Source organism: Streptomyces sp. NPDC037290 (assembly GCF_055603245.1).
Genome location: NZ_JBVJVZ010000012.1, coordinates 65,062 through 80,656, shown reverse-complemented (window position 1 = coordinate 80,656; position 15,595 = coordinate 65,062). Strand labels below are relative to the sequence as shown.

Below are 15,595 nucleotides of genomic sequence, written 5' to 3'. Positions count from 1 at the left end.
ACACCGACCCGCCATGCTCGCCTCGCGGCAAGTGGTCCCTCGCAGGGACGAAGGTTGGGCCCGGGGGCTTGGATCGAGCCGGTGCCGTACCCAGGCTAACAAACCGATGCCGAGGACCATTCCCCCCGCGGGGAGTTCACAGGAAACTCAGTCCCGCAGCAGATCCGGCACACCCGCCGCGTCCGGCTCGTCCCGCTCCGCCGACACCACCGTCAGCTGCTGGGTGGCCCGGGTCAGCGCCACGTACAGCACGCGCAGGCCCGCCGGGGACTCGTCGGCGATCTCGGCGGGTGAGACGACCACGGTCGCGTCGTACTCCAGGCCCTTGGCCTCCAGGCTGCCGAGCGCGACGACCCGGTCGCCCAGCCCGGCCAGCCAGCGCCGGGCCTCCGCACGCCGGTTCATGGCGACGACCACCCCGACCGTGCCGTCCACCAGGTCCAGCAGCCGTTCGGCCTCCGCGCGCACGGTCCGCTCCAGGCCCTGACGTACGACACGGAAGCGCGGCTCGACCCCGGTGGACCGCACGGCGCTGGGCGCCTCGGAGCCGGGCATGGCGAGCGCGAGCACCTTGGCGGCCAGCTCGGCGATCTCCGCCGGGTTGCGGTAGTTCACGGTGAGCTGGAAGCGGCGCCGCGGGCGGGTGCCCAGAGCCTCGTCGCGGGCCTCGGCCGCCTCGTCCGGGTCGGACCAGGAGGACTGGGCCGGGTCGCCGACGACCGTCCAGGTGGCGTGCCGGCCGCGGCGGCCGACCATGCGCCACTGCATCGGCGTGAGGTCCTGCGCCTCGTCGACGATCACGTGTGCGTACTCGGTGCGTTCCTGCGCGAGCCGCTCGGCCCGCTCCCACTGGGTCTCCTCGCGCACCGGCATCAGCTCCTCCAGGCCGGTGAGCTGCTCCAGCGGGTCCAGCTCGCGCCGCTTCTTCGGGCGGGCCGGGGCGCCGAGGATCGCCTGCAGTTCGTCCAGCATGGCGATGTCGTGCACGGAGTGGCCGTCCCGCTGGAGCGACCGGGCCACCTTGCGCACCTCGCCGGGATTGAGGATCCGGCGGGCCCAGCGGCCGAGCCGCCTCTCGTCGGCCATGGCGGCGAGCACCACCTTCGGCGTCAGCTCGGGCCACCACGCGTCCAGGAAGGCGATGAAGGAGTCCTCGCTCGTGACGTCCTCGTCGAAGGAGGAGCGCAGCTCGGCGGCCAGCTCGGGGTCGGTGTGCCGGCCGGCCGCGCCGGACCTGGCCCACAGGGCGTCCAGGAGCAGCTTGCGGGCGCGGGGGCGGAGCAGGTTGACGGGCGCCGTGCCACCGAGGGCGGTACGGCGGACACGCTCCAGCTCCTGCGCCTCCAGTTCCAGACGGCGCCCAAAGGCGACGACCCGGAGGCGGGACGGGGGGCCGGTGACCGGCTGCCGTTCGGTGTCCTCGTCCCGCGCCGGAGCGGCGGGCCCCAGTTCCAGCGCGCCCCGGGCGGCCTTCCGCAGCACCTTCAGCATGCGGTACGAACCCTTGGCGCGGGCCACGGACGGGGAGTCGTACAGGGTGGCCTCGGCGCCGTCGACGAGCGAGCCGATGGCGCGGATCGCGACCTGGCCCTCCTCGCCGAGCGAGGGCAGCACACCCTCGGTGTAGGCCACGAGCAGCGGGGTCGGGGAGACGATCAGGATGCCGCCCGCGTAGCGTCTGCGGTCCTGGTAGAGCAGGTAGGCGGCGCGGTGCAGGGCGACGGCGGTCTTGCCGGTGCCCGGGCCGCCCTCCACGTAGGTGATGGAGGCGGCGGGGGCGCGGATCACGAGGTCCTGCTCTGCCTGGATGGAGGAGACGATGTCCCGCATGGTGTGGCTGCGGGCCTGGCCGAGGGCGGCCATGAGGGCGCCGTCACCGATGACGGCCAGCTCGCGGCCGTCGAGGTGGGCGGTCAGCTCGGGCCGCATCAGGTCGTCCTCGACGCCGAGGACCCGGCGTCCCTTGGACCGGATGACCCGGCGCCGTACGACCCGGCCCGGGTCGACCGGCGTGGCCCGGTAGAAGGGCGCGGCGGCGGGCGCCCGCCAGTCGATGACCAGCGGCGCGTAGTCCGCGTCGAGGACACCGATGCGCCCGATGTGCAGGGTCTCGGCGACGTCGGCGGTGTTGTCGTCCCGCACGGCGCCTTCGGCCGGTTCGACGGCGGTGTAGGCCCCGTCGGGTCCCTTCTTCCCGTCCTTGCCGAGCAGCAGGTCGATCCGCCCGAAGAGGAAGTCCTCGAACTCGTTGTTGAGCCGGTTCAGGTGGATGCCGGCCCGGAAGACCTGGGCGTCCCGCTCGGCCAGCGCGCCCGGGGTGCCGACCTGGCCGCGCTTGGCCGCGTCGTTCATCAGGAACTCGGCCTCGTGGATCTTCTCTTCCAGCCGCCGGTACACCCGGTCCAGATGTTCCTGTTCGACGCTGATCTCCCGGTCACGGACGGAATCGTGTACGCCGTGTACCGAGCCGACCGCGGACTGCTGAACCTGAGCGGCCACCGGGCCCCCTTCTGACGTGCTGGGCAGCCGTCAACCGTACGCGAAGGGGGCCCGTCGAAGCTACGCCGACTACGCGTCCACCTGCACGAGCTTCTTGCCTTCGAAGGTCACCACCTCGAAGTGGTCGATCTCGTTCGGCTGGAAGGCGGCTGCGCCACCGATGTAGAGCGGCTTCTTGGACTCCGGCGTCTTGCCGTCCGGGATGCCGTAGCCCCACTTCGGCACGGACCAGGAGGACATGGTCACCCGCTGGCCGTTCTTCGCGACGAGCACCAGGGAGCACTTGAGCGGGCCCTTGGCGTTCTTCAGTTCCAGAACCGCTTGCGTGCCCCAGTCCTTCTGCGCCATGGCGACGGTGGCACTGATCTGCGACGACGGGTCCGTGGCCGACTTCTTGTCGGGCATGGCGTTGAACGTGGTCTGCGCGGCCGAGGCCGTCACCTGCCCGCCGTTCCCGCCGGACCCGCTGTTCACCGCGACCGCGGCCAGCGGCCCGGCGATGATCAGCGCGGCCGCCGCCGCGATCATGTAGAAGCTGCGCCGGCGCTTCTGGGCGCGCTTCTCCGCGACCTCGTCGACCAGCCTCTCCACGATCCGCGGACTGGGCTTGGCGGACAGCGACTCGCCGATCGCCGGGGTGCTGCCGGAGCCCGGCAGGTCCGCGAGCGCGGCCAGCATCGGCTCCATCCCGGCCAGCTCGTCGAGCTGCTGGGCGCACCACTCGCAGCCGGCGAGGTGTGCCTCGAAAGCGGTTGCCTCGGCGTCGTCGAGGATCCCGAGGGCGTAGGCGCCGACGGTCTCGTGCTCGCTCGGCACGGAAGATCCCGATGGGGGGCTCATAGGCCCAGACATACCCGGACCACCCGCACCGAATCCCTGCATTCCCCCGTAACCACTGCTCATCACGCCGTCACCCCCCGCTCCTCCAGTGCCAGCTTCATCGACCGCAGGGCGTAGAACACCCGGGAGCGCACCGTGCCGCTGGGGATACCCAGCGTCTCGGCCGCCTCATTGACCGTACGCCCCTTGAAGTACGTCTCGACGAGCACCTCCCGGTGGGCCGGGGTCAGGTCGTCGAGCGCGTCCGACAGCGTCATCAGCCACAGCGCCTTGTCGATCTCGTCCTCCGCGGGGATGACCTCCAGCGGCGACGGATCGACCTCCTGCGGCCGGGCCTGCCGGCTGCGGTGGCCGTCGATGACGATGCGGCGCGCGACCGTCACCAGCCAGGGGCGTACCGATCCGGTCGCCCGATTGAGCTGACCGGCGTTCTTCCAGGCACGGATGAGCGTTTCCTGTACGACGTCCTCGGCGCGCTGCCGGTCTCCGGCGACCAGCCGCAGGACATACGCGAGCAGAGGTCCGGCGTGCTCTCGATACAGCGCACGCATCAGCTCCTCATCTGGTTCCGAGGGCTGCGAGGACATGCGATGTCGGGCCCTCGATCCACGTTCATTGGCCACGGCCGCATCCTTGCGCACGCCCACCTCCGGTGTCCGGGGGTTCCCCCAGTCGGTCGCTCGCCCATCCGTACGGAAGGGGGCGGCGCGATGTTCAAACGGAGGTGACAGATTTCTTCCGGGTGACGTGACGAGCGGGACATGCGCGCACATTCCCACCGTGTGATCTTTACATTTCCGACACATCGCCGGACGTGCCGAGAGAGGCCCGTGTACGGGCCACCGAACATCCGCTGTAACGGAAATCACGCTCGCGCGAGCGCGGCGCGCCGCCGGTGCCGGGCCACTCGCTCCCGGTTCCCGCAGACCTCACTGGAACACCACCGCCGGCGCCGGCCCCGGGATGTGTCCAGGTACACGAGCGGGCAGTTGTCCCCCTCACACTCTCGCACGGCCGCCCGCGCGACGGGGTCGGTGAGCAGCTCCACGGTGTCCCGCGCGACGAGCGCGAGCAGCCCCGCGCACCCGGGTGGCTCCGCCAGTTCCCGGACCAGGCCGCCGCCTTCGCCGCGCACGGCACGCGGGGCGGGAGGCGCGACTCGGGCGGCCCCGTTGACCCGGCCGAGTGCCCGCGCGTACGAGGGGGTGTCCGGCACGCCCGCGTTGCGCACCAACTGCCCGATGTGCGCCCGCAGTTCCCGGAACTCCACGAGCCAGCGGGTGTCGGCGTGCCCGAGCGCCGTGCCCTTTGGCACCAGGCCCGCCCCGGCGATCCACGCGCACAACGCCTCGACGCCGTCCAGCCGTTCGGCCGGATGCGTGGTCGCGAGGAGGTCGAGGCAGATCCGTCCGGCGTCGAACCGCAGCTCGTACGGGGGCGTGGCCGTACCCAGTGCCATGTGCCTGTCACCGCCTAGGCAGGAAGCGGGGGTCTCCCCCTCACAGTGCCTGCCCGGGGCTCCGGCCGGAACCCCTCGTACCGGCGGGCCTGGACGCGTACGTATGCGGGCGCGCGTCTCGGCCATGTCCGCCGGCACGGGGGCCGGGTTGGCTGGAGCCATGACGAACACGGCACACACCAGGTACGGGGCCGCCGTTCTGATCGCGGCCACGGTCGCCATGGGGCTGAGCGCGGGGGTCTTCTACATCTTCGCCTGCGCGGTGATGCCGGCCCTGGCGCGCAGCGACGACCGGACGTACGTCGAGGTCATGCGGAACATCAACACCGTGATCCAGAACCCGGTGTTCTTCCTGAGCTTCATGGGCGCGCTGTTGCTGACGACCCTGTCGGCCTGGCACCTCCGCGGCACCCCCTGCGCCCGCTGGCTCCGGGCCGCCCTGCTGTCGTACGCCGTGGTCTTCCTGATCACGCTGACGTTCAACATCCCCCTGAACAAACGCCCTGGCGGCGAAGGGCGACCCGGCCGTCCTGCGCGCGCACTTCGAGGGTCCGTGGGTGGCGTGGAACGTGATGCGGGCGCTGGGCTCGACGCTGGCGCTGGGACTCCTGACCCGAGCGCTGATGCTGTACGGCCGCGCCCGCCGCCGCGCGTGAGTACAGTCGGGCGATGCCCGAGCTGCAACGGCTGCGCGCCGACCACGCCCCCGCGGTCCTGGCCTTCGAGCTGGCGAACCGCGCCTACTTCGCGGCCTCGGTCTCCGACCGGGGCGACGCCTACTTCGAGCAGTTCACCGCCCGGTACGACGGTCTGCTGGCCGAACAGGAAGCCGGCGTCTGCGCCTTCCACGTGCTCGTCGCCGAGGACGGCGTGGTGCTCGGCAGGTTCAACCTGGTCGACATCGCCGACGGCACCGCCGAACTCGGTTACCGGGTCGCCGAGCACGCCACTGGCCGCGGCGTGGCGACGGCGGCCGTCCGGGAGCTGTGCCGGCTGGCGGCACAGCGGTATCGACTGCACACGGTCACGGCGGCCGTGGCGCTGGACAACACCGCGTCCCGGAGGGTGCTGGCCAAGGCCGGCTTCACCCCGGCGGGTCCGGCCGACCCGTCCGCCGTCGGCGGCAGGCCGGGCACCTGGTACCGGCTCAGCATGCCGCTCCCACCGCCAACGCCAGGAACTCCGGCGTAGCCGCCGGCCCACCACCCCTACGCGTCCGCGTACTTCGCGTCCGTCGCCGGGTCCAACGCCAGCCGGTAGCCGCGCTTGACCACCGTCTGGATCAGCTTCGGCACCCCGAGCGCCGTACGCAGCCGGGCCATCGCCGTCTCCACGGCGTGTTCGTCACGGCCCGCGCCGGGCAGTGCGCGCAGGAGGTCCGCTCGGGGTACGACCCAGCCGGGGCGCCGGGACAGCGCTCGCAGCAACGACATGCCTGCCGGCGGGACCGGCTTGAGGGCGCCGTCCACCAGGACCGCGTGGCCGCGGATCTCCACCCGGTGGCCGGCGATCGGCAACGCGCGGGCGCGGCCCGGGAGTTCCTGGCAGAGGAGTTGGACGAGGGGGCCGAGGCGGAAGCGTTCCGGCTGGATCGTGTCCACGCCGTGCGCCTGGAGGGGAAGGGCGGTCACCGGGCCGACGCAGGCCGCCAGGACGTCGTGGACCAGCGCGGACAGCAGATCGGGCAGCAGACCGCGCTCCTCGGCGCGGTTCAGGAGGGACGCGGCCGCGGGGGCGCTGGTGAAGGTGAGGGCGTCCAGGGACCGGGAGACGGCCGCGTCCAGGAGGCGGTCCAGCGGGGTGATGTCCTCCGGGGGCATCCAGCGGTACACCGGGACCGGGACGACCTCCGCTCCCCCGGCCCGCAGGGACTCCACGAACCCCGGGAGCGGCTCCCCGTGCAGCTGTACGGCGACACGGCGGCCGTCGACGCCCTCCTCGAGGAGGCGGTCCAGCACCTCCGCCATGGACTCGGAGGACGGGGACCACTCCTCGGTCAGGCCGGCCGCCCGTATGGCGCCCTTGACCTTGGGACCGCGGGCGAGCAGCTCCACCCCGCGCAGCCGGCCGAGCAGTGCGTCGCCGAGGCCCCAGCCGTCCGCGGCCTCCACCCAGCCCCGGAAGCCGATCGCCGTGGTGGCCACGACCACGTCCGGCCTTTGGCCGATGATCTCCTTCGTGGCGGCGAGCAGCTCACCGTCGTCGGCGAGCGGCACGATGCGCAGGGCGGGGGCGTGCAGGACGGCGGCGCCGCGCCGCTGGAGCAGGGCGCCGAGCTCGTCGGCCCGGCGCGCGGCGGTGACGCCCACGGTGAATCCCGCGAGCGGACCGTGTTGGGGGGCTCCGGGCTGCTGCTCTTCGTCGTACATGGGCTCTCCTAGCTGACCGGCGCGCGAATCGAGCCTGTCAACGGCGCGTGACAGGCTCGGTTCGGGTTGATGTCACCGGTGTTACGTCACACTTTGGCATAGCTGAGCTGCGGCTTCGTCTCCGCCGCTGCCGCTTGCGCGGCCTGTGCCGCCGGGCGGCGAAGGTATACGGCCCACGTCACCGCGAAGCAGACGGCGTAGAAGGCGAGGAAGGCGACGAACGCGCCGGTGCCGGAGCCGTAGGAGAGGAAGGACTGGCGGAAGGCGAGGTTGATGCCGACGCCGCCCAGCGCGCCGACCGCGCCGATCAGGCCCATCGAGGCGCCGGAGAGACGGCGGCCGTGGGCCACGGCCTCCTCACCGGTCAGCCCCTTGGCCAGCGCCTTGTTCTGGAAGATGCCCGGGATCATCTTGTACGTCGAGCCGTTGCCGAGCCCGCTGAGCACGAACAGGACGACGAAGACGGACACGAACAGCGGCAGCGACTTCTGCTCGCTGGCGACGATCAGGACGGCGGTGGCCGCGGCCATGCCCACGTAGTTCCACAGGGTGATGCGGGCGCCGCCGTAGCGGTCGGCGAGCCAGCCGCCGAGGGGGCGGATCAGGGAGCCGAGCAGCGGGCCGATGAAGGTGAGGTAGGCCGCCTGGAGCGGGGTGCGGCCGAACTGGTTCGTCAGGACCTGGCCGAAGGCGAAGCTGTAGCCGATGAAGGAGCCGAAGGTGCCGACGTAGAGGAACGACATGATCCAGGTGTGGCCGTCCCTGGCGGCGTCCTTGGCCGCGCCGGTGTCGTTCCTGACCGTCGCCAGGTTGTCCATGAAGGACGCGGCGAGGATCGCGGCCACGACGATCAGCGGGATGTAGATGCCCAGCAGCACGCGCGGGCCGCCGCTCGCGCCGATGACGGCGAGGGCGGCGAGCTGGATGACGGGCACGCCGATGTTGCCGCCGCCCGCGTTCAGGCCGAGTGCCCAGCCCTTCTTCCTCAGCGGGAAGAAGGCGTTGATGTTGGTCATGGAGGAGGCGAAGTTGCCGCCGCCGATGCCGGCCAGCAGACCGACCAGGAGGAAGGTGGTGAAGGAGGTGCCCGGCGTCATCACCGTGAACGCGGCCACGGTCGGCACGAGCAGCAGGCTCGCCGAGATGATCGTCCAGTTCCGGCCGCCGAAGACGGCCACGGCGAAGGTGTAGGGGACGCGGACGACCGCGCCCACGAGCGTGACCATCGAGGTCAGCAGGAACTTGTCGGCGGGGGTGAGGCCGTACTCGGGGCCCATGAAGAGCACGAGGACGGACCACAGGGTCCAGACCGAGAAGCCGATGTGCTCGGACAGGACGGAGAACCAGAGGTTCCGGTTGGCGATCCGCTGCCCGGTCGCCTTCCAGAATCCCTCGTCCTCCGGATCCCAGTGATCGATCCAGCGGCCACTGCGACGGGTTGGGGCTGGGGCTGTCATCACGCCTCCACGGGGGCTCCGGCTGCTCGGTCTGCCATACGAGTGGCTCAGCCCGAAGGTAGGGAGGGCGCGTTTCCGGCCTGTGGCTGTGAGTGACCGGAAGGGAACGTTGCTCTCACGGGGCCGCGGACCGGTCGGTGAGGCCCGCGCTCACGGACGGGCGTCGTCGACGTCGACGGCCGGAATCCATGCCCCGGCAGGCCGCCGCAGCCACCCCTGCGCGCTCGCCAGCTCGGCCGCCGCCCGGCGCAGCGCGTCCAGGGCGGGATGGGCCGCCCCCTTCCGCCACACCAGGGAGACCGGCGACAGCGGGACGGGGTCGACGAGGGGCCGGCGCACCGCGCCGGGCATGTCCGGGAAGTCCACCACGGCCAGCACCGGATGGCGCGTCTTGGCCATGATCCGCTCGAACTCCTCCTCCCCGACGGCCGGCGGGAGGGGCTCCGCGACCCGGATGCCGCGGCCCTCGAACAGCCGGCACGCCAGGTCGGTCCACTCCCGGGTGCGCGGGTTGCCGGCACCGGCGTACACCGTCTCGCCGGCCAGCGCGGCCAGCGGCACCTCGGGGAGGGCGGCCAGCGGATGGTCCTCGGGCAGCACGACCGCCATCGGCTCGTAGCGCACCGGCTGCTGCTCCAGCGCGGACCGCAGCGCGGGGTCCAGGCCGGCGAAACGGCCGAAGGAGGCGTCCAGCCGGCCCGCCAGCAGATCGGCGGCGGCTCCGGTGAGACCGCTCTCGTAGCGGGCCATCAGCTCGCAGTCGGGGGCGAGTTCACGGGCCCGGTGCAGCACCCGGCGGCCGGTGACCAGGCCCGGCGAGTTGAGGTCCACCAGCAGCGGGCGGGACCGGCCGGGGGCGAAGGCGGCGAGCAGGTCGTCCTGGGCGGCAAGGACCCGCCGGGCGTGCGGCAGCAGACGGGTACCGTCCGCGGTCAGCGTCACCTGCCGGGTCGTCCGCACGAACAGCTCCGCGCCCAGCTCCCGCTCCAGTCGCCGCACATCCCGGCTGAGTGCCTGCTGGGCGACGTACAGGCGGGCCGCGGCGCGGGTGAAGTGCAGTTCCTCGGCCACGGCGACGAAGGCGCGCAGGAGACGGGGGTCCAGGTCGGCGGGCATGACGGCGAACTTACAACACAGGTGCGTCAATCGGCGTCGAGAAGGTGTTGGACCCCTTGATCCACCCCGGGCGAGAGTGGCTCACATGCCCTCCTTCATATCCGCCACCAGCGGCTACCGCCGCCTCTTCGCCCTCCCGGGCACCCGCGCCTTCACCACCGGCAACCTCCTCGCCCGGCTGCCCATGGGCATGTTCAGCGTGAGCGCCGTGGTGATGATCGCCGGTGCGCGGGGCTCGTACGCCCTGGCCGGTGCCGTCACCGCGACCGGACTCGTGGCGACCGCGCTGGCCGGGCCCTGGATCGCCCGGCTCGTCGACCGGCACGGGCAGGCCCGGGTCGCCGTGCCGGCCACGTTCGCGGCCGTGCTGGGCAGCCTCGCGTTGCTGCTGTGCGTGCGCTACGGCGCCCCCGACTGGACCCTCTTCGCCGCGTACGCCCTCACCGCGGCCACCCCGAACATCGGTGGCCTGTCCCGCGCCCGCTGGGCCCATCTGCTGTGCGACGACCCCGGCGCGCTGCACACCGCGAACTCCTTCGAGCAGGCCGCCGACGAGTTGTGCTTCATGCTCGGGCCGGTGCTGGCCTCCTTCCTCACCGGCACGTTCTTCCCGGAGGCGGGCACGCTCACGGGCTCGGGGCTGCTGCTCGCCGGCATGCTCCTCTTCACCGCCCAGCGGGCCACCGAGCCGCCGCCGCGGGCCCGTTCACAGGCGCCCTCGCCGCTGCGCAGCCCGGGCATACCGCCGCTGCTGGCCTGTTTCCTCGCGACCGGCGCGGTGTTCGGCTCGATGGAGGTCGTCACGATCGCCTGCGCCGACGCGCAGGGACACCGCGCGGCGGCCGGTGCCGTACTCGCGCTCCAGGCGGCGGGGTCGTGCGCGGCGGGCCTGGTGTACGGCGCCCGGAAGCCGGCGGGCGTTCGGCTGGGCCGCTGTCTGGCCGCGATGGCCGCGCTGATGACTCTGCCGTGGGCGGCGGCCGGCGTCACCGGTTCCCTGTGGGTGCTCGCGGGTGCGCTGCTGGTGGCGGGCATGGCGACGGCGCCGACGATGGTGACGGCCATGACCCTGGTGCAGCGACGCACCCCCGCCGACCGCCTGAACGAGGGAATGAGCCTGGTGGTGACCGCCCTGCTCACGGGGATCGCGTGCGGCTCGGCCACCGGAGGCTGGGCGGCCGATCATCTGTCCCCCACGCTCGGGTACGCCGTCCCGGCGGGCGCCGCGACACTCGCTCTGGCGTTGGCTTCGCTCACCCGCGCGAGCGGGGTGCGATGAGCCCCGGAAGGGGCGCGGGGAACGGCAAAGGCCCCGCCGCTCGAAAGCGACGGGGCCTTGCCCACATGGGGTGAACCCCCGGAGGGGTTTTGTGGAGATGGCGGGAATCGAACCCGCGTCCAACGGTGCGGAATCAGGGCTTCTCCGTGTGCAGTTCGCTGTGATTTTCTCAGCCCCGGCGATCACGCGAACAAGTCGCCGACGGGCTCAGTCACTGTTTGGTTTCCCTTTTCACCCCGTGACCGGGATCAAGGTTTAGTTCCCTAGCTGATGCCAGGATCCGGGTCGGGAACAGCCCCGGGCTGACACTTCGCAAGTCGCTACTTAGGCAGCGAGGGCGAAGGAATCGCGCTTGGTGTTGGCGATTATTTTTTGCGACATATGGTTTACGAGATCATTGCCGCTTCCTCGACACGCTTCCCCTGCTTCGACAGCCGCTGTCGAAACCGATCATCCCCATGTTGATTTTTCAATCCCCTCCGTGGAGGGGGCGCGCACCCGCTGTGGAGTGCGGTGCCATCGTACGTGACCAACGCACGACGATGCCAGCCTATTCCCGGCGGGCGGCCGGCTAGAGGCCGCGCTGCCTGCGCTTCGCCGCCGCGATCGCCCGGTCCGACTCCCGCCGGTCCTGCTTCTCCCGCAGCGTCTGCCGCTTGTCGTACTCCTTCTTGCCCCGCGCGAGAGCGATCTCGGCCTTCGCCCGGCCGTCCTTGAAGTAGATGGCGAGGGGCACGATCGTGTGACCCGTCTCCTGGGACTTCGACTCCAGCTTGTCGATCTCCTCGCGGTGCAGGAGCAGCTTGCGCTTGCGGCGCGCGGAGTGGTTGGTCCAGCTGCCCTGGTGATACTCGGGGATGTGGGCGTTGTGCAGCCAGGCCTCACCGCGGTCGATCTGGACGAAGCCGTCGGTCAGCGAGGTCCGTCCCTCGCGCAGCGACTTGACCTCGGTGCCCATGAGCACGAGCCCGGCCTCGTAGGTGTCGATGATCGCGTAGTCGTGCCGGGCCTTCTTGTTCTGGGCGACGATCTTGCGCTTGCCGCCCTTCTCGCCGTCCCTGGCCTTGGCGGCCCCGCCGCCCTGCTTGGGCTGGGACTCCTTCGGTACGTACATTCCCTTGCTCATAGTGCCGACCATTTTCGCACTACGGAGGGGCCGTGCGTACAGCCGTTTAACACGGGGCTACGACGGGTCGCCCAGGCCGGTGAGGACCGTTTCGGCCCGCGGCAGGGCCTCCCGCGGTGCCGCCTCCAGGTCGGGGGTGATGCCCCGGCCGTCCACGGCGTGGCCCGAGGGCGTGCGGTAGTGGCCGACGGTCAGCTCGGCCACCGAGCCGTCGGGGAGTTTCGTCGGCATCTGAATGGAGCCCTTGCCGAAGGTCCGCGAGCCGATCACCACCGCGCGGCCCCGGTCCTGCAGGGCGCCGGTGAGCATCTCGGCCGCGCTCATCGTGCCCCCGTCGACCAGGGCGACCAGGGGCCGGGTGGTGTCGCCGCCGGGGTCGGCGTGCAAGGAGCGCTGGGCGCCGTCGACGTCGTAGGTGGCGACCAGACCGCCGTCCAGGAAGGCAGAGGAGGTCTCCACCGCCTCCGTGACCAGGCCGCCGGAGTTGCCGCGCAGGTCGAGGACGATCCCGCCGTCGGCCGGGGCCTGCCGCACCGAGGTACGGACGGCGTCCCCCGAGCCCTTGGTGAACGCGGCGATCTTGATGACGGTGACCCCGCCGGGCAGTCTGCGCACGGTCACGGAGTCGGTGGACAGGCTGGCCCGCCGCAGTTTCTCGGTCCACGCGCGCGTGCCGCGCTCGAGGCCGAGGGTGACGGTCGTACCCGCTGCCGCGTCGTGCGTGTCGCCGCGCAGTAAAGAGACCACCTCGGTGACCGGCCGCCCGTCGACCTCGCTGCCGTCGACGCTGCGCAGCCGGTCGCCCGTGCGGACCCCGGCCTCGGCGGCGGGCGAGCCCGGCTGCACCCGGGTCACCTCGATCCGGCCGTCCGGTGCGCTGCGCGCCCACAGCCCGACGCCGGTGTACCGGCCGTCGAGGGCGTCCTGGAACTCCTGGTACTCGCCTTCGGAGTAGACGGCGCCCCAGCGGTCCCCGCTGCGGCTGACGGCCCGCTCGGCGGCCTCCATCGGGGACTTGCCGTCGGCCATCGCCTCGGCGGCGGCCTTCTGGACGTCCTCGTGCCGGGTGGGCGAAGGCACGGGCCCGGATGCGGCCCTGCGCGCGGGGGCACCGGTCTGAGGGAAGGAGCCGGTGGCGGCGCCGGTGACCAGGACGCCGGCGAAGACCAATGTCAGGGCGGCCCCGCGGCGGAAGCGACGGGGCTGACAGAACAGGTCTCGGCCTGACATGGCGGTGAGTCTAGGACAAGGCGAAGGGCCGTACGGCCGGATGTCCGTACGGCCCTCTTGGCATGCGTCACACCTTCAGGTACTTGCGCAGCGCGAAGAACGCCGCCAGGGACGGCATCACCACGCTCGTGGCGAGGATCAGCGGCAGCTTGGTCAACACCGCGTCCCAGCCGACGAAGTTGATGAGCGTGAGCTTGGCGGACAGGGCCATGCCGTGGTCGATCGTGAAGTACCGGCCGACCACCAGGGCCACGCAGGCGAGTCCGCCGCCGATGAGCCCGGCGACCGCGGCCTCGGCGATGAACGGCGCCTGGATGTAGAAGCCCGATGCACCGACCAGACGCATGATCCCGGTCTCACGCCGGCGGCTGAACGCCGACACGCGCACGGTGTTGACGATCAGCAGCAGCGCGACGACCAGCATCAGCGCCATCACGCCGAGCGCGCCCCGGTTCATCAGGTTCAGCAGCGTGAAGAGGTTGTCCAGGATGCCCTTCTGGTCCTGCACGGACTGCACACCGGCGCGCCCGTTGAAGGCCGACGCGATGACCTGGTACTTCTGCGGGTCCTTGAGCTTGATCCGGTACGACTCCTGCATCTGGTCCGGCGTCAGCGAACTGGCCAGCGGAGAGTTGCCGAACTGCTCCTTGTAGTGCTTGTAGGCCTCGTCCTGCGACTCGTACGCGACCTTCTCGACGATCGGCATGTTGTGCAGGTCGGAGAGGATCTGCTTCTTCTGGTCCTCGGTTACCGCGCCCTTGGCGCAGTTGACGTCCGAGTCCGCGTCGTGCTTGTTGCACAGGAAGATCGAGACGTTGACCTTGTCGTACCAGTAGCCCTTCATGGTGCTCACCTGGTCGCTCATCAGCAGCGAGCCGCCGAAGAGCGCCAGGGACAGGGCGACCGAGACGATGACGGCGAAGGTCATCGTCAGATTGCGGCGGAGACCGACACCGATCTCCGACAGGACGAACTGGGCGCGCATGGCGTCTGGTCGAGCCTTTCCGTCGTGAACTTGCTTAGTGCTGGTAGCCGTAGACGCCGCGGGCCTGGTCGCGGACGAGGCGGCCCTTCTCCAGCTCGATGACGCGCTTGCGCATCTGGTCCACGATGTTCTGATCGTGTGTCGCCATGATGACCGTGGTGCCCGTCCGGTTGATCCGGTCGAGCAGCTTCATGATGCCGACGGAGGTCTGCGGGTCGAGGTTGCCGGTGGGCTCGTCGGCGATGAGCAGCTTGGGCCGGTTGACGAAGGCCCGCGCGATGGCCACGCGCTGCTGCTCACCGCCGGACAGCTCGCCGGGCATCCGGTCCTCCTTGCCGCCGAGCCCGACGAGGTCGAGCACCTGCGGCACGGACTTGCGGATCTCGCCGCGGGACTTGCCGATGACCTCCTGGGCGAAGGCCACGTTCTCCGCGACGGTCTTGTTCGGCAGGAGCCGGAAGTCCTGGAACACGGTTCCCAGCTGGCGGCGCATCTGCGGCACCTTCCAGTTGGAGAGGCGGGCGAGGTCCTTGCCCAGGACGTGCACCTGGCCGTGGCTGCACCGCTCCTCGCGGAGGACGAGCCGCAGGAAGGTGGACTTTCCGGAGCCGGAGGACCCCACGAGGAACACGAACTCGCCCTTCTCCACCTCCAGGGAGACATCCCTGAGTGCGGGGCGGGTCTGCTTGGGGTAGACCTTGGAGACGTTGTCGAATCGGATCACGGATGCACCACGGGTCGCCGGGGGTAGATGAGCGTGACCATACGCGAAGCGGGTGTGCAAGTGCAGTCGCAGGTCGAGGTTGGGTAAGGCTTGTACGTTTTTGTCCTGGCCGCCGTTCTCTCCGCTCTCTTCAGGGGCCCGCGCACGCTCCCCGGGAACCTGGCACAGTGGAGGGGGAACGTTCTCGTTCCCCCAAGCGTTGATACATGTGACTGCCGGTGCAAGGAGGGCGAGCGCATGACGTACGACCGGTTGGTGTGCGCGAACTGCGCGGCGCCCGTGAGCGAGGGCCGGTGCCCGGTGTGCCGTGCCAATCGCGAGCGACTGCAGCAAGAGGGCTTTCTGGGCGGGGTGAACCCGATGGCGCTGATCGCCCTGCTGGCGGTGCTGATCGCCGCGGTGGCGCTGCTGGCGCACCAGACCGCGTGAGAAAAGTCTGAAAAAGCCTCAGGGCCCGGAGCCGAGCTCCGGGCCCTTCAGCATGCGCGTCGCGTGCGCAGCGTGACCGTGG

Annotated in this window: 15 protein-coding genes and 1 other RNA gene; 3 read left to right on the top strand and 13 right to left on the bottom strand. The window is 71.1% G+C overall.

The window, feature by feature from the left end; genetic code table 11:
* Nucleotides 1-147 precede the first annotated feature (147 nt).
* The 5 genes from ACZ7HQ_RS32520 to ACZ7HQ_RS32500 all read right to left on the bottom strand — a co-directional run bounded on the left by ACZ7HQ_RS32520 (nt 148) and on the right by ACZ7HQ_RS32500 (nt 5,284).
* Nucleotides 148-2,499, bottom strand: a complete 2,352-nt coding sequence (locus ACZ7HQ_RS32520) for a HelD family protein (RefSeq protein ID WP_470997740.1) — start codon at nt 2,497-2,499, stop codon at nt 148-150.
* Nucleotides 2,500-2,568: 69 nt separating this feature from the next.
* Nucleotides 2,569-3,315, bottom strand: coding sequence for an anti-sigma factor family protein (locus ACZ7HQ_RS32515; RefSeq protein WP_470997736.1), 747 nt, complete (start codon nt 3,313-3,315; stop codon nt 2,569-2,571).
* A gap of 86 nt (nt 3,316-3,401) precedes the next feature.
* Nucleotides 3,402-3,986 carry a sigma-70 family RNA polymerase sigma factor gene (locus ACZ7HQ_RS32510; RefSeq protein WP_030167252.1) on the bottom strand — a complete coding sequence of 195 codons (585 nt, stop codon included), beginning with the start codon at nt 3,984-3,986 and terminating at the stop codon, nt 3,402-3,404.
* A gap of 218 nt (nt 3,987-4,204) precedes the next feature.
* Nucleotides 4,205-4,798, bottom strand: coding sequence for a CGNR zinc finger domain-containing protein (locus ACZ7HQ_RS32505; protein WP_470997731.1), 594 nt, complete (start codon nt 4,796-4,798; stop codon nt 4,205-4,207).
* Nucleotides 4,799-5,041: 243 nt separating this feature from the next.
* A complete protein-coding gene (locus tag ACZ7HQ_RS32500) occupies nt 5,042-5,284 on the bottom strand; it encodes a hypothetical protein (protein WP_470997728.1) in 243 nt (80 codons plus the stop codon).
* A 183-nt stretch (nt 5,285-5,467) separates the two neighbouring features.
* Here ACZ7HQ_RS32500 and ACZ7HQ_RS32495 point away from each other — a divergent pair, with 183 nt between their 5' ends.
* Nucleotides 5,468-5,989, top strand: a complete 522-nt coding sequence (locus ACZ7HQ_RS32495; RefSeq protein ID WP_470997725.1) for a GNAT family N-acetyltransferase — start codon at nt 5,468-5,470, stop codon at nt 5,987-5,989.
* A gap of 17 nt (nt 5,990-6,006) precedes the next feature.
* On the opposite strand, the gene ACZ7HQ_RS32490 is transcribed toward ACZ7HQ_RS32495, so the two are convergent.
* The 3 genes from ACZ7HQ_RS32490 to ACZ7HQ_RS32480 form a co-directional block, all read right to left on the bottom strand.
* Nucleotides 6,007-7,167, bottom strand: coding sequence for a uroporphyrinogen-III synthase (locus ACZ7HQ_RS32490; RefSeq protein WP_470997722.1), 1,161 nt, complete (start codon nt 7,165-7,167; stop codon nt 6,007-6,009).
* An 86-nt stretch (nt 7,168-7,253) separates the two neighbouring features.
* Nucleotides 7,254-8,624, bottom strand: a complete 1,371-nt coding sequence (locus ACZ7HQ_RS32485; RefSeq protein ID WP_470997718.1) for a nitrate/nitrite transporter — start codon at nt 8,622-8,624, stop codon at nt 7,254-7,256.
* Between the two features lie 150 nt (nt 8,625-8,774).
* Nucleotides 8,775-9,740 carry a LysR family transcriptional regulator gene (locus tag ACZ7HQ_RS32480; RefSeq protein WP_470997715.1) on the bottom strand — a complete coding sequence of 322 codons (966 nt, stop codon included), beginning with the start codon at nt 9,738-9,740 and terminating at the stop codon, nt 8,775-8,777.
* 85 nt (nt 9,741-9,825) lie between these two features.
* On the opposite strand from ACZ7HQ_RS32480, the gene ACZ7HQ_RS32475 reads away from it, so the two are divergent.
* Complete coding sequence (locus ACZ7HQ_RS32475; RefSeq protein WP_470997712.1) at nt 9,826-11,019, top strand: MFS transporter; 1,194 nt, start codon at nt 9,826-9,828, stop codon at nt 11,017-11,019.
* Nucleotides 11,020-11,108: 89 nt separating this feature from the next.
* On the opposite strand, the gene ssrA is transcribed toward ACZ7HQ_RS32475, so the two are convergent.
* The 5 genes from ssrA to ftsE all read right to left on the bottom strand — a co-directional run bounded on the left by ssrA (nt 11,109) and on the right by ftsE (nt 15,084).
* Nucleotides 11,109-11,477: a transfer-messenger RNA gene (gene ssrA / locus ACZ7HQ_RS32470) on the bottom strand.
* A 113-nt stretch (nt 11,478-11,590) separates the two neighbouring features.
* The gene (smpB, locus tag ACZ7HQ_RS32465) at nt 11,591-12,133 is read right to left on the bottom strand and encodes an SsrA-binding protein SmpB (RefSeq protein WP_351249980.1); all 543 of its coding nucleotides are present in this window, start codon (nt 12,131-12,133) and stop codon (nt 11,591-11,593) included.
* 69 nt (nt 12,134-12,202) lie between these two features.
* Nucleotides 12,203-13,375: a S41 family peptidase gene (locus ACZ7HQ_RS32460; RefSeq protein ID WP_470997709.1), complete on the bottom strand. Its 1,173-nt coding sequence runs from the start codon at nt 13,373-13,375 to the stop codon at nt 12,203-12,205.
* 67 nt (nt 13,376-13,442) lie between these two features.
* Nucleotides 13,443-14,360, bottom strand: a complete 918-nt coding sequence (gene ftsX / locus ACZ7HQ_RS32455) for a permease-like cell division protein FtsX (RefSeq protein ID WP_470997706.1) — start codon at nt 14,358-14,360, stop codon at nt 13,443-13,445.
* A 34-nt stretch (nt 14,361-14,394) separates the two neighbouring features.
* A complete protein-coding gene (ftsE, locus tag ACZ7HQ_RS32450) occupies nt 14,395-15,084 on the bottom strand; it encodes a cell division ATP-binding protein FtsE (RefSeq protein WP_031159396.1) in 690 nt (229 codons plus the stop codon).
* A 237-nt stretch (nt 15,085-15,321) separates the two neighbouring features.
* Between ftsE and ACZ7HQ_RS32445 the strand changes: the two genes are divergently transcribed.
* Nucleotides 15,322-15,513 carry a hypothetical protein gene (locus tag ACZ7HQ_RS32445; RefSeq protein ID WP_023550109.1) on the top strand — a complete coding sequence of 64 codons (192 nt, stop codon included), beginning with the start codon at nt 15,322-15,324 and terminating at the stop codon, nt 15,511-15,513.
* Nucleotides 15,514-15,595 lie beyond the last annotated feature (82 nt).

Excerpts from the sequence above, each read along its gene's own strand:
- ACZ7HQ_RS32505 (WP_470997731.1), bottom strand. The coding sequence starts at position 4,798 with ATGGCACTGGGTACGGCCACGCCCCCGTACGAGCTGCGGTTCGACGCC.
- ACZ7HQ_RS32500 (WP_470997728.1), bottom strand. The coding sequence starts at position 5,284 with ATGTTGAACGTCAGCGTGATCAGGAAGACCACGGCGTACGACAGCAGG.
- ACZ7HQ_RS32495 (WP_470997725.1), top strand. The coding sequence starts at position 5,468 with ATGCCCGAGCTGCAACGGCTGCGCGCCGACCACGCCCCCGCGGTCCTG.
- ACZ7HQ_RS32490 (WP_470997722.1), bottom strand. The coding sequence starts at position 7,167 with ATGTACGACGAAGAGCAGCAGCCCGGAGCCCCCCAACACGGTCCGCTC.
- ACZ7HQ_RS32485 (WP_470997718.1), bottom strand. The coding sequence starts at position 8,624 with ATGACAGCCCCAGCCCCAACCCGTCGCAGTGGCCGCTGGATCGATCAC.
- ACZ7HQ_RS32480 (WP_470997715.1), bottom strand. The coding sequence starts at position 9,740 with ATGCCCGCCGACCTGGACCCCCGTCTCCTGCGCGCCTTCGTCGCCGTG.
- ACZ7HQ_RS32475 (WP_470997712.1), top strand. The coding sequence starts at position 9,826 with ATGCCCTCCTTCATATCCGCCACCAGCGGCTACCGCCGCCTCTTCGCC.
- smpB (WP_351249980.1), bottom strand. The coding sequence starts at position 12,133 with ATGTACGTACCGAAGGAGTCCCAGCCCAAGCAGGGCGGCGGGGCCGCC.
- ACZ7HQ_RS32460 (WP_470997709.1), bottom strand. The coding sequence starts at position 13,375 with ATGTCAGGCCGAGACCTGTTCTGTCAGCCCCGTCGCTTCCGCCGCGGG.
- ftsX (WP_470997706.1), bottom strand. The coding sequence starts at position 14,360 with ATGCGCGCCCAGTTCGTCCTGTCGGAGATCGGTGTCGGTCTCCGCCGC.
- ACZ7HQ_RS32445 (WP_023550109.1), top strand. The coding sequence starts at position 15,322 with ATGACGTACGACCGGTTGGTGTGCGCGAACTGCGCGGCGCCCGTGAGC.